The organism is Corynebacterium sp. HMSC064E10, assembly GCF_001812505.1.
GTDB lineage: Bacteria > Actinomycetota > Actinomycetes > Mycobacteriales > Mycobacteriaceae > Corynebacterium > Corynebacterium amycolatum.
On sequence record NZ_KV809174.1, the window covers coordinates 486,472 to 498,698 of the forward strand.

The 12,227-nt window shown below is 58.0% G+C and carries 11 protein-coding genes and 1 pseudogene; 9 read left to right on the forward strand and 3 right to left on the reverse strand.

Annotated features, from left to right (window positions below):
- The first annotated feature begins 270 nt into the window (after window positions 1-270).
- Genes hisD through hisB form a run of 3 tightly spaced genes read left to right on the forward strand, consistent with a single transcriptional unit; the run spans window position 271 to window position 3,446 of the window.
- Window positions 271-1,620, forward strand: coding sequence for a histidinol dehydrogenase (hisD, locus tag HMPREF2860_RS10425; protein WP_070628911.1), 1,350 nt, complete (start codon window positions 271-273; stop codon window positions 1,618-1,620).
- Window positions 1,620-2,762: a histidinol-phosphate transaminase gene (locus tag HMPREF2860_RS10430; protein WP_070628912.1), complete on the forward strand. Its 1,143-nt coding sequence runs from the start codon at window positions 1,620-1,622 to the stop codon at window positions 2,760-2,762. The genes hisD and HMPREF2860_RS10430 overlap by 1 nt, the downstream gene beginning before the upstream one ends.
- Before the next feature lie 45 nt (window positions 2,763-2,807).
- Complete coding sequence (hisB, locus tag HMPREF2860_RS10435) at window positions 2,808-3,446, forward strand: imidazoleglycerol-phosphate dehydratase HisB (RefSeq protein WP_052155531.1); 639 nt, start codon at window positions 2,808-2,810, stop codon at window positions 3,444-3,446.
- Between the two features lie 10 nt (window positions 3,447-3,456).
- Here hisB and HMPREF2860_RS10440 read toward each other — a convergent pair whose 3' ends face one another.
- Together HMPREF2860_RS10440 and HMPREF2860_RS11360 are read right to left on the reverse strand one after the other, a co-directional pair.
- On the reverse strand, window positions 3,457-4,122 hold the full coding sequence (locus HMPREF2860_RS10440) for a pyridoxamine 5'-phosphate oxidase family protein (protein WP_224786579.1): 666 nt from the start codon (window positions 4,120-4,122) through the stop codon (window positions 3,457-3,459).
- A 202-nt stretch (window positions 4,123-4,324) separates the two neighbouring features.
- Window positions 4,325-5,547: pseudogene (locus HMPREF2860_RS11360) on the reverse strand (IS110 family transposase).
- Between the two features lie 574 nt (window positions 5,548-6,121).
- Here HMPREF2860_RS11360 and HMPREF2860_RS10455 point away from each other — a divergent pair.
- Window positions 6,122-7,543 (forward strand): MFS transporter, encoded by a 1,422-nt coding sequence (locus HMPREF2860_RS10455; RefSeq protein WP_070628913.1) that lies wholly within the window; start codon window positions 6,122-6,124, stop codon window positions 7,541-7,543.
- 107 nt (window positions 7,544-7,650) lie between these two features.
- Here HMPREF2860_RS10455 and HMPREF2860_RS10460 read toward each other — a convergent pair whose 3' ends face one another.
- Window positions 7,651-8,274, reverse strand: coding sequence for an arsenate-mycothiol transferase ArsC (locus HMPREF2860_RS10460; RefSeq protein WP_070628914.1), 624 nt, complete (start codon window positions 8,272-8,274; stop codon window positions 7,651-7,653).
- Window positions 8,275-8,462: 188 nt separating this feature from the next.
- On the opposite strand from HMPREF2860_RS10460, the gene hisH reads away from it, so the two are divergent.
- From hisH to hisI, 5 genes are all read left to right on the forward strand, one after another.
- The gene (gene hisH, locus HMPREF2860_RS10465; RefSeq protein ID WP_038625717.1) at window positions 8,463-9,161 is read left to right on the forward strand and encodes an imidazole glycerol phosphate synthase subunit HisH; all 699 of its coding nucleotides are present in this window, start codon (window positions 8,463-8,465) and stop codon (window positions 9,159-9,161) included.
- A 148-nt stretch (window positions 9,162-9,309) separates the two neighbouring features.
- Window positions 9,310-10,044: a bifunctional 1-(5-phosphoribosyl)-5-((5-phosphoribosylamino)methylideneamino)imidazole-4-carboxamide isomerase/phosphoribosylanthranilate isomerase PriA gene (gene priA, locus HMPREF2860_RS10470; protein WP_016422946.1), complete on the forward strand. Its 735-nt coding sequence runs from the start codon at window positions 9,310-9,312 to the stop codon at window positions 10,042-10,044.
- Between the two features lie 102 nt (window positions 10,045-10,146).
- Window positions 10,147-10,959: an inositol monophosphatase family protein gene (locus HMPREF2860_RS10475; RefSeq protein ID WP_038625716.1), complete on the forward strand. Its 813-nt coding sequence runs from the start codon at window positions 10,147-10,149 to the stop codon at window positions 10,957-10,959.
- An 83-nt stretch (window positions 10,960-11,042) separates the two neighbouring features.
- Window positions 11,043-11,819, forward strand: coding sequence for an imidazole glycerol phosphate synthase subunit HisF (gene hisF / locus HMPREF2860_RS10480; RefSeq protein ID WP_005510401.1), 777 nt, complete (start codon window positions 11,043-11,045; stop codon window positions 11,817-11,819).
- Window positions 11,816-12,214 (forward strand): phosphoribosyl-AMP cyclohydrolase, encoded by a 399-nt coding sequence (gene hisI / locus HMPREF2860_RS10485; protein ID WP_038625714.1) that lies wholly within the window; start codon window positions 11,816-11,818, stop codon window positions 12,212-12,214. The genes hisF and hisI overlap by 4 nt, the downstream gene beginning before the upstream one ends.
- Window positions 12,215-12,227: the final 13 nt, after the last annotated feature.

Sequence of the window (12,227 nt, forward strand, 5' to 3'; positions counted from 1 at the left end):
TACTTTCCTTAACACTGTAATGGGTCACTGTGGCGGAGCTAACTTGCGCCACAGTATGAGGGGTTAAATGGGGCAATCGGTATGAACCTAACGTGAGAAATATATGCTTAGTTCATACTCAAGGGTGCCTTTAAGGGCGAATAGTAGCGAAAACCGTGGATAAAGTCTTTGGCTTTGACCCAGATTTTTAATACTTTGTTGTCATTTCTTTGTCACTCTGAAGTGCTCACGTATGAATCCATCGTGCGAATAGGCGGTTACTAATTAATTATGTTGTCCACTATTGATCTTCGCGGTCAGACTCCCACCACCGCCACTCTGCGTCGAGTGTTGCCGCGCGGTGCGGCAGACGTTGATTCCATGATTCCCACGGTCAAGCCCGTTGTCGATGACGTGGCAGCCCGTGGTGTGGAAGCGGCCATGGAGTACTCCGAGAAGTTCGACCGGATTCGTCCGGCATCCATGCGCGTTCCAGCGGAGGTTATCGATGCCGCGGAAGCCGCGCTGGAAGACGACGTCCGCTCTGCTCTGCAGGAGTCCATCGGGCGCGTGCGCGCGTTCCACGCTGCTCAGAAGCCGAATGACAAGACTGTTGAAATTCTTCCCGGCGGCATTGTCCGCGAGAAGTGGATTCCGGTTTCGCGCGTCGGTCTTTACGTCCCCGGGGGCAACGCCGTCTACCCGTCGTCTGTATTGATGAACGTCATCCCAGCTCAGGAAGCTGGTGTGAAGTCCCTCGTCGTCGCCTCTCCGCCACAGGCCGACAACGACGGCTGGCCGCACCCGACCATCCTGGCTGCCTGCAAGCTGCTTGGTGTGACCGAGGTGTGGGCCGTCGGTGGTGCACAGGCCGTCGCACTGCTCGCATACGGTGATGAAAATGAAAGCCTCGAGCCGGTCGACATGGTTACCGGTCCGGGCAACATCTTCGTTACTGCCGCCAAACGCCTGTGCCGCTCGGTCGTCGGTATCGACGCCGAAGCTGGCCCGACCGAAATCGCCATTCTCGCAGATAACACCGCTGATCCTGTCTCCGTTGCCTACGACCTGATTTCTCAGGCGGAGCACGACGTCATGGCTGCCAGCGTGCTTATCACGGACGATGCTGATTTCGCCGCCGCCGTCGACCGAGAAGTCGAAAACCGCTACGAGGTCACCATGAATGCCGATCGCGTTCGCGAGGCGCTCACTGGCAAGCAGTCTGGCATCGTGCTTGTCGACGACATGAATATCGGCGTCCAGGTTGCAGATGCCTACGCTGCTGAGCACCTGGAGATCCACACCGAAAATGCGCAGGCGGATGCCGAACGCATTACGAACGCTGGCGCAATCTTCATCGGTCGCTTTTCGCCGGTGCCGCTGGGCGATTACTCGGCCGGCTCTAACCACGTGTTGCCGACCTCTGGTACCGCCCGCCACGCCTCGGGCCTGTCAACGCACACCTTCCTTAAGTCGGTCCACATGATTGACTACAACGAGGCCGCGTTGAAGGAAGTTGCCGACAGCGTAGTAGTCCTGGCCAACGAAGAACGACTGCCAGCGCACGGCGAGGCCATCCGTGCCCGCTTTGAGACGCTTCTCGGCTCTGAGGGCAATGGCGCAGAAAAGGGGAACAACTAATGAGCAACCAGCCTGAGAACCAGCCACAGCCGTCGGTAGCCAAGTTGGCGTTGGCAGATTTGCCACTGCGCGATGAGCTGCGCGGCGAGGAAGCCTACGGTGCCCCGCAGCTCGATGTCGATGTTCGCCTGAACACCAACGAAAACCCGTACCCGCCATCCGATGACCTCATCGCCGACCTGGTGGCGCAGGTGGAGAAGGTCGCCTCTGACCTCAACCGCTACCCGGACCGTGACGCAGTAGCACTGCGCAGCGCACTCGCCGATTATGTCACCCGCCAGACTGGCGTAGACATCACCGTCGACCAGGTATGGGCTGCCAACGGCTCCAACGAGATTCTCCAGCAGCTGCTGCAGGCATTCGGCGGGCCGGGGCGCAGCGCAATGGGGTTTGTGCCCAGCTACTCGATGCACCCGATCCTCTCGTCCGGCACGCAGACGGAGTTCATCGGCATCGACCGCGACCCGGAGACCTTCGACATCGACATGGATAGTGCGCTCGCGGCAATTGCCGAGCACCGTCCTGACGTCATCTTCATCACGACTCCGAACAACCCGACTGGCAACCTGACTACGCTCGCTGACCTGCGCCGTATTATTGAAGCCGCGCCGGGCATCGTCATTGTCGATGAGGCCTACGCCGAGTTCACTGAGGAGCCGTCGGCGACAACGCTGCTGGCTGAGTTCCCGTCGAAGTTGGTTGTCTCCCGCACGATGAGTAAGGCCTTCGACTTCGCAGGCGGTCGCCTCGGCTACTTTGTTGCTAACCCAGCGTTTATCGATGCTGTGATGCTCGTACGTCTGCCGTATCACCTGTCGACGTTGACGCAGGCCGCAGCCACAGTTGCACTTCGCCACTCGGATGCGACGCTGTCGACCGTCGCAAAGCTTGCCGACGAGCGTGACCGCGTCGTAGCCGCCCTGAACAGCTATGGCTACGACGTGATTGACTCGTACTCGAACTTCGTCTTCTTCGGGCGTTTCGCCGACGCCTCGTCGGCATGGCAGAGCTTCTTGAACGAGGGCGTACTCATTCGCGACGTTGGCGTGCCCGGTCGTCTCCGTGCCACTATTGGTCTGCCCAGCGAAAATGATGCGCTGCTGGCGGCGGCCAAGAAATTGGCAGCGACCGCGCTGGCTTAAGCGAAATGCTGCCGGTACACCCCACTACAAGGAGAGATTTGACTTATGCACTTCAGTGATAAGGACCATCTGGAGGCAGAGCGCACTGAGCGCGTTGGCCGGATCGAGCGCGCCACCCGTGAATCGAGCATCGTCTGCTCGGTGAATCTCGATGGCACCGGCAAGACCGATATTTCGACAGGTCTGCCGTTCTTTGACCACATGTTGACCGCTTTCGGCTCCCACGGCAGCTTCGACCTGACTGTGCATGCCAACGGTGACACCGAGGTCGATGCGCACCACACGGTGGAGGACACCGGCATCGTTATGGGGCAGGCGTTTGCCCAGGCACTGGGGGATAAGTCCGGTATTCGCCGCTTTGGTGACAGCTTCATTCCAATGGATGAAACTCTGACGCACGCAGTGGTTGACGTGTCGGGTCGTCCGTATTTTGTTGGTACTGGCGAGCCAGAGCAGATGTTGACTGCCGTTATTGGTGGCCACTACGCAACGGTTATCAATGAGCACTTCTTTGAGTCCTTCGCCCTAAATGCTCGCATTGCGCTGCATGTTCGCTGTCTCTACGGGCGCGATCCGCACCACATCACCGAGGCTGAGTACAAGGCTGTGGCCCGTGCCCTGCGTGCTGCCGTCGAGGACGACCCGCGCGTCCACGGTGTGCCGTCGACTAAGGGCACCCTATAGCTTTCGCAGGCTACGCGCGCCCGAGTTGCGCCTGTAGCTGTTCCACCTGCGCATTTAATTCCTCTACCTGCTGCTTCAAATCCTTGATGTCCTGGCGGTAGAGGTCAATGCGCTCATCAACCTGCTCCTTTGTGTAGCGAGGTTTGATGTATTTGGAACAGTTACTATCAGCCGAAATGACATCGACTACCATCGCGCGCTCATATGGGCTGCGGATTTCTCGGCCGTTGACCTGCCGTAGCGTATCCATCAGCTTTGGGTCGTCGGCTTTTTCAATCACTTGTGCTGTGCCGAAGAGCTTGAGCCGCTTGCGCGTAGCGTAGTCGATGAAAAACATACAGACTCGACTATCGCGGTCAACATTTCCGGTATTGACGAACTGATTATTGCCATGAAATTCGAGCCAACCCAGCTTCATGGGGTTCAGTACATGGACAAATCCCTCGGGTCCACCGCGGTGTTGGACATAGGGCCAGCCAGCGCCGGTAACAGTGGACAAGAAAAAGTGCGATGACGTTTTAATGAGCTTTTGGTGGGCCGGCTCGATTTCAAAGTGGTCTTGAGATCGGGGAATCTCAGTTTGAAGTGATTCCTGGCGGCGCCGGACGTAGCTGTCAAAGGCAATGTCCTGGTACTGGAGATCCTGGTACTCGGGCTTATTGTCCATCGGGCTCATATCCGCAGACTTTAGCCCCGAGGGGAAGCGCTAGTGCTGACTTTTCAAATAGTTCCCAATTTTGGAGGTGCAGTTTTGTGTGTGGGGGGAGCCTATGTTTTTGTCAAGCCTAAATCGGAATTCTTAGGTGAAACTCTTTTGGGGGGTATGCACGATTATTGGGCCCATCAACTGGTGTTGGTGGATCTGATTGCTGCTCGGCTTAAACTGCTACTGATTGTTTGGTAAGTGTCTCTCGGTAGAATTCCTTGTTTTTGAGCATGGCGTAGATGACGTTGCATCTGCGTCTGGTTGGGCACATGAGTGGGGCGCATTGTGGCGTTTGCCTTCTGCTCTTTTGCGCCCGTAGTAGGTTCGGGATGTTTCGTGGCTTCGAATGGCAGTAAACGCTTCAGTAGAACAGCGCATTTTTCAGTCGCTTGTTTCCTGTTCTGGATGGGAACTCGCCTCGTATTGATGAGCCTGATCTTCGTGTCACAGGAGCAATTCCTGCATAGGCGGCCAGGTGGCCAGAGGATGCGAAGTCGGATCCATCACCGATGGAAAGCAGGATTCTCGTGCTGCGGTCTTGATGCCGATTCCCGGCGTATTCGATCCAAGACCTCGGAGGCAGGGATATCCTCCAGCACGCCGTCGACCTGGCCGACGATAGTTTCGCGTTGGGTCTTTAGTGCTTTAATGTTGGCTGCCAGCTGCGGGATAACAAGTTCGGCTGCCTCGGTTCCGGGAACAGTAACAGTTCGTGCCGCTAGTGCCACGAAAATGCTGTCCACCAGCACGTCCGGGTTGTGCCGGCTTCTCTTGGATAACCACGCCAGAACCCGGGTACAACCAGTCTTTTTCAGTCCTGTCGGACCTGTGTAATGGATGAGTAAGTCCAGTGTCGGGGTGTGGGTACGCGTGCTGCCAGCGAAAACACGCTTCAGACTGGGGTAGATTTGGGTGAGTAGACTGCGTAAGCGGTTGACGGTTCTGGTGCAGTCACGAGAAATGTCATCGTCAAAGCCGGACAGCATCCTAAGGGCTGCGAGTACTTCACTGTTTCGGTCAACCGCCCGTAGGGTGTGCGGCATTGTTCATGCAGTGTCGGCTGATGATGAAGGCGTCGCGACTGTCGGTTGTCGCCTGTCCAGGGTAGAGATTTGCAGCTTTTCTCATGGCCGAGCCTGGTAAGTAGCAGACCTGGCAACCGTGTTGATGGGTAACCGCAATGGGGAGCGCTCCGATGGTGTTGGGTTAGTCAACAACAACTAAGACTGTGCCGTGAGTCTGAAAGTCTTCGAAGAGTGCTGCTAACTCTGATTCGAGTTGGGGAAGAGTCTTGTCAAAAACCTTTATGCCGTCCTTGTCTAAGGCGCAGGCGTGGTGTTGAGACTTGCCTACGTCTAGGCCCAGGAGAATGTCGATGGGAATATCCTGCGACATGGATGGCTCCTAGGAAAACGTGGTGGATTTGCCAGTCGCTGGTGTCATGACATTCGTGGCGCACACCCACGTCTACATTGAAGCCTGGAGATTCCGGCCGCGTCCCTATTAGCTGTCATCGAATGTTCTGGTGCCGGGCGGTACCCCGGTTTATTGAAACTACAGGGCGATTAAGCCGTACCCGGCCCAGCGACTGTTCCCATTATCGGGGATGACTTCAAGGTAACGGGCAATAGTGGGGCGGTTTAATGCGTGTTCATTGCGAGTCGAAATAGCACCGACAACGAGCTCATAATGGCAGCCGTGGTAGTTATTAAGGGCAGGCCAATTCTTTTCCTTAGCTGGAGTTTTGGAGGGACTAATGGTAACAACGTCTGTAGACGTGCTTCTAGCGCAGGTGTCTACCGCATCGACGCTAAGCACTTATTTTTTGTTCATTGTCGCTGGTCTGCTGGTGGGCGGAACATGGTCACTCTATAAGTCCGGATCAAGGGTTGGAACGATTGTTCTCGGGCTTTTATCTGTGATCGCTCTCGCCGGCGCGATTTTGTGGTTGTTAGGAGTGATGGAGTAAATGGCGTCCCGGGTGATGGACCGCAGGCAGTTAGACGAACTGGACAGCATGTGGAAAGCGCCCGGACTAGTACCTACGCTAGTCGCCGTGATGGCCGCCTTCGGTGGCTGGTCTCTCCTCATGCCTGTTATTCCGCAGGCAATTCTTGACGATGGCGGTGGAACCTCGCTCGCCGGTGCCTACACCGGTGTCTTCATGGCTGCCACAGTTCTGACGCAGACTCAGACGCCACGTGTGTGTCGCCATCTTGGCTACGGCATGACCATGCTGATTTCAGGTCTGTTCTTGGGCTTGCCGACGATTCTGCACATCTTCGGCACTGACGCTGCATTGGTTCTCATGATTGCGGTTTTGCGTGGTATGGGCTTCGGCGCGTTGACTGTCGCCGAGTCCGCATTGATCGCAGAGCTTGTGCCCCTGAAATTCCTGGGTAAGGCCTCTGGTGTACTTGGTGTGGCCGTTGGTCTGTCCGAGCTTATTTTCCTGCCACTTGGTCTCATCATTGCGGATAAGACTGGCTCCTACACTCCGGTTTATATTTTGGGTGCCGTCATTTCGCTCGTTGGCTCGGTGATGGCCCTATTCATTCCGAAGATTAAGCCAGCGCCGAAGGAGGGCAAGGGCGGCAACGAGGATGTCGGTGACCCCGTTCCTGGCTCTGCAGCAACGCAGCCGAGCCCAGTTGAGCACGTTGCCACTTGGAAGCTGGTGGCCATTCCCGCGCTTGCAATCTGCACGATTGCTATGGGCTTCGGTGGTATTTCCGCTTTCCTTGCACCGGCAGCTCGTGAGGTTGATGCTGTTTCTGGTGCAATTGTCGCTGGTCTGGCTCTATCGGTTCTCGGTGGCGCGCAGATGGTGTTCCGTTACTTCGCAGGAATCTACGCCGACCGTAAGTCTGAGGCTGGAATTCTGCTGATTCCGGCATTGATCAGTGGTTTTATTGGCCTGCTGATGATGTCCGGCGTGGTTCTCTTTGATCTGTCGGCCTGGCTGCTGTTGGTCGCTGCCATTTTCTACGGCGCGGGCTTCGGCATTGTGCAAAATGAGGCTCTGCTGCTGATGTTTGCCCGCCTGCCGCGTGACCGTACTGCTGAGGCCAGTGCCTTCTGGAACATGTCCTTTGACTCGGGCACAGGTATCGGCTCGTTCGTTCTGGGAGCCGTAGCTGCGGCTGCGCTCCGTCCGTACCCGGCTGTCTTTGCCTTTGCAGCAGCTCTGCTGGCAGTTGGCCTCATTGGTGCGGTGCTCGACCGAATCATCGGAAAGCACCGCGTGGCGGAGTACCAGAACACCCGCGCTACGCTGCGTCGTCTGGGAGATGCCGTGAAGCGTCATACGCCGGAGGCAGCCGTGCGTGTTGCCCGCCCGGCAAAGAACGCAGTGACGCGCTTGACGGTTCGGGACCGCAAGAAGAAGTAACTACATAAAAAGAGACGTTAGAAAAAGAGTGGCTGCGCTAGTCCTAGCGCAGCCACTCTTTTTTGGTTAATAAATGCAACCCCCGGTGTGTGATCAGCCGTGCCTGTTTACGCGACGGCGACGTCCATCTCGGTGAAGAGAGCCCGCAGGCGGGTTTCGATATCGTCGATAAGCGACTGGAGCTCGTCGTCTGCGAGATTGTCCGGATCCGCGACACCCCATTCCACGTAGCGGTCGCCTGGGACTGCCGGCGTCTCCTCGATGCCCATGAGCACTACGACATCGGCGCGGTGGGAAACACGGGGAGTAATCGTCTTTTGAGTGAGGCGCGAGGTGTCCACCCCGCGATCATGAAGAGCTTCGACGACGCGCGGATTCAGGCCATCCTCTGGAGTCAGGCCGATAGTGCGGATAAAGACTTCATCACCAACTAGGTGGTAGGCCAGGGCAGTGGCAATCTGGCTGCGGCCGGAACCACGGCTATCGGCAAAGAGAATCTCTTGGCGCGGGGCGAAGTCCTTGCATCCGCTCGCGGCCTTGATGCGCTCGGTGGCCTCGCGTTCGGCGAGGACGGGGAGGAAGTTAGTCACCTTCGCAGAGCTGGACAGCTCTGCAATGACATCGTCGAGGATGGAATCGATAGTCGCAGCATCGCAGGCTGCACCATAGAGCCGGTGAAGGTCCTCGCGGACAATGGCAAATGATTTACTAAGAACGGATGCGGTAGTCATAGCGTCTGAGTCTCTCTGTGAAAAATAATCAGGAGTATTAGGGATAAATCAATAACTTAGTTAACCTGTTGTTAATCTTGAGTTTACCAAAGTATTCGGTGGGCGTATACCAGCGCTTTTGCCTGTCCAGGCAGTTTTCTTGGGGTAAATGGGAAACATCGATTCCCAGCGCCTTAAAATGTCCAACTATGGAACAAGTCTCACCTTCGACGAAGACCCCAACTGTTGCCATCCTTGATTACGGCTCCGGTAATTTGCGTTCAGCTGAGCGCGCTGTGGCCACCACGGGTGCCGAGGTTATTGTGACCGCCGATCCGAAGACCGTGATGGAGGCCGATGGTCTCCTCGTTCCCGGCGTCGGTGCCTATGCCGCATGCATGGAGGGTTTGCATCGAGTGCAAGGGCCGCGCCTGATTGGCTCTCGACTCGCAGGTGGTCGGCCGGTGATGGGAATCTGCGTTGGTATGCAGGTGCTCTTTGACCGCGGCGTCGAGTACGCCGACGGCATCCATGCAGCGGAGACCGACGCATCCGCAGCTGTCACCGGCACCCCGGGTTGTGGTGAATGGCCCGGTACTGTCGAGCGCCTCGAGGCGTCGATTCTGCCGCACATGGGCTGGAACACGGTTGAGGTGCCGGAAGGCTCAAAGATGTTTAAGGGGCTGGAAGATCAGCGTTTTTACTTCGTCCACTCCTACGGTGTGCGCACGTGGGACCTTGATACGGATTCTCGCATCGCTCCGCCGCTGGTGACGTGGTCTGCCCACGAATCCGATCGGTTTATCGCAGCCGTAGAAAACGGTCCGCTGTGGGCTACACAGTTCCACCCTGAGAAGTCTGGCGAAGCAGGGTTGAAGCTGCTGCAGAATTGGGTGGACACGCTGTAGTTGCCCAATCGGTAGTATCTTCCCTAACCGCACTACCTGGTAGGTGACGGAATTTCGCCACTTAGACCACCTATACTGAGATAACTAGCAACAAGCGTCGTGGCGACTATGGCCACAACGCCCAAAAGTCGAAGAGAGTAGAGCCCCCATGAGTTTGACCCTGCTGCCCGCTGTAGACGTAGCCGATGGCCAGGCTGTGCGCCTTGTTCAGGGTGCTGCTGGAACCGAGACTTCCTACGGTGCACCGCTGGAAGCTGCCATGAATTGGCAGAACGCAGGCGCTGAGTGGATCCACTTGGTCGACCTCGACGCCGCGTTCGGTCGCGGTTCGAACTACGACCTGCTTGCCGACGTTGTGGGCAAGCTCGACGTGAAGGTGGAGCTCTCCGGCGGTATCCGTGACAACGCTTCGCTCGAAGCTGCGCTGGCAACTGGCTGCGCCCGCGTCAATATTGGCACCGCCGCACTGGAGAACCCGGAGTGGTGCCGCGAGGTTATCGCCAACTACGGCGACCGTGTGGCCATTGGTCTGGACGTCCTCAACGAAGAGGGTCAGTGGCGCCTGCGCGGCCGCGGCTGGGTCTCCGACGGTGGTGACCTCTGGGAGGTGCTGGAGCGCCTGGATGCTCAGGGTGCATCCCGTTTCGTGGTGACTGACGTCTCCAAGGACGGCACCCTGCAGGGGCCGAATGTGGAACTGCTGCGCGAGGTCGCTGCTGCTACCGATGCTCCAATCGTCGCTTCCGGCGGTGTCAGCAGCCTGGACGACATTGCAGCTATTGCCACGCTGGTCGATGAGGGTGTTGACTCCGCAATTGTGGGTAAGGCGCTCTACGCAGGGCGTTTCACTCTGGAAGAGGCCCTGGCAGTAGCTCGCGGCTAAAGAGAACACTTTCGTGGCCGGGCCGGGGAGACGTCGTCAAGCGAAAGCGTTAACGAGCAAACGGCACCCCGGCTGAGACGGCGGATGAAGGACTTAGAAAGTATGGATGCCCTGGAACCGCGGGCGATGCTCGCTATTGCTGAAGCGGCGCTCGATGAGGTTGAAGGCCTGTTCACGCAGCAGGTGGGCGCGGACCCGGTTGTCATGAAGCCGCGCGGGGATTTCGCGACGGAGACCGACCTGGAAATTGAGCGTCGTCTGCGCCAGCTCCTCACGCAGTATTCTGGCCTGCCCGTCTACGGCGAGGAATTCGGTGGCAAAGTCCCCGAGGAACATACCGCCTGGGTCATCGATCCGATTGACGGCACCACGAACTATTCCAACGGCTTTCCGCTGTGTGCCATGCTGCTCACACTCATGCATGAGGGGGAGCCGGTGGTCGGCATTACCTCCATGCCTCTGCTGCGCCGTCGTATCACCTCAGCTAAAGGTAGCGGCACATTTGTCAACGGCCGTCGCGTCAACATCGATGCCGAGGCCGGTCGCCCGGTTTCGATTGCCTTCGGCTCCGTCATTGCGAGTACCGACGGCACACTCCCACGTAAGTGGCGCCAACTGTTGCTGTCAAAGGTGGGCGAGCGCTATCCGACGATCCGAATTACTGGCTCTGTCGGAGTGGACTTGGGCTCCACCGCGATGGGGGCATTCGGCGGCACGGTGACTTTCTCACCGCATGTATGGGATAACGCAGCCGGCGTACTGCAGATTTCCGAAGCTGGTGGCGTGGTCACAGACTTGGCAGGCAATCCCTGGCGGCATGATTCCGTAGGCGTGCTAGCGGGAACTCGAGATGTCCATGCCACGCTGCGGTCGATTATTGACCAACTGGGTCGTCCGGAGACTTTCCGGAGCTAAAACTTGGGCGACGCCCCGAGCTGGGTGGTTGCGCAAACCGTCGAGCCACAACTTTGAGCTAACACGAGGAGAACTTAAAAACTATGTCTCTGGCAGTACGCGTGATTCCTTGCCTGGATGTCAACAATGGGCGGGTCGTCAAGGGGGTTAATTTTGAGAATCTCCGCGATGCCGGCGATCCGGTCGAGCTGGCCCGCCGCTATGGCGAGGAGGGCGCTGATGAGTTGACATTCCTGGACGTCACGGCTTCCAAGGATGGCCGTGGCACCATGCTCGACGTGGTGCGCCGCACCGCGAGTGAGGTCTTCATTCCGCTGACGGTCGGCGGCGGCGTGCGCAGCGTCGAGGATGTCGATCAGCTGCTTCGCGCCGGAGCCGACAAAGTCAGTGTCAACACCGCTGCGATTGCACGTCCGGAACTGCTCAGCGAGCTGTCGCGTCGTTTCGGCGCGCAGTGTGTCGTCCTGTCGGTGGATGCCCGCCGTGTTCCCGAGGGAGGCACGCCTCAACCGTCGGGCTTCGAGGTCACTACGCATGGTGGTTCACGCTCGGCCGGGATCGACGCCGTCGAGTGGGCGCGCCGCGGCGAGGAGCTTGGCGTCGGCGAGATTTTGCTGAACTCCATGGATGGCGACGGCACCAAGGATGGTTTCGACCTGGAGTTGCTGGAGAAGGTCCGCGCTGCCGTCGACGTTCCGGTGATTGCCTCTGGTGGTGCGGGTAAGGCGGAGCATTTCCCGCCAGCCGTGCGCGCCGGTGCCAACGCGGTTTTGGCTGCTTCCATTTTCCACTTCGGCGAGGTTAGCATTGCCGAGGTCAAGGAAGAGATGGCCCGTGAAGGAATCGAGGTACGTCAGTGACGGACCTAGCCCCAGGAGCTGCAGCTCACGGTGCAGGAGATGATCCGCGGGAGTACACGCTCCCAGCAGATATCGCGAACATCGCCAAGTTCAATGCTGACGGCTTGATTCCCGCAATTGTGCAGGAAGAGTCTACAGGCCGTGTACTCATGATGGCGTGGATGGATTCCCACGCCCTGGCATACACCATCGCCACCAAGCGCGGCACCTACTGGTCGCGTTCGCGGTCGGAGTACTGGATCAAGGGACTGACTAGCGGCCACTTCCAGACGGTGACATCGCTGGCGTTGGACTGTGATGGCGATACCGTGCTGATGCAGGTAGTGCAGGACGGCGCCGCATGTCACACTGGCTCGCACAGCTGCTTTGACGTGCATCCCGTGTTCGAGGACTAGGCGGTCAACCTTG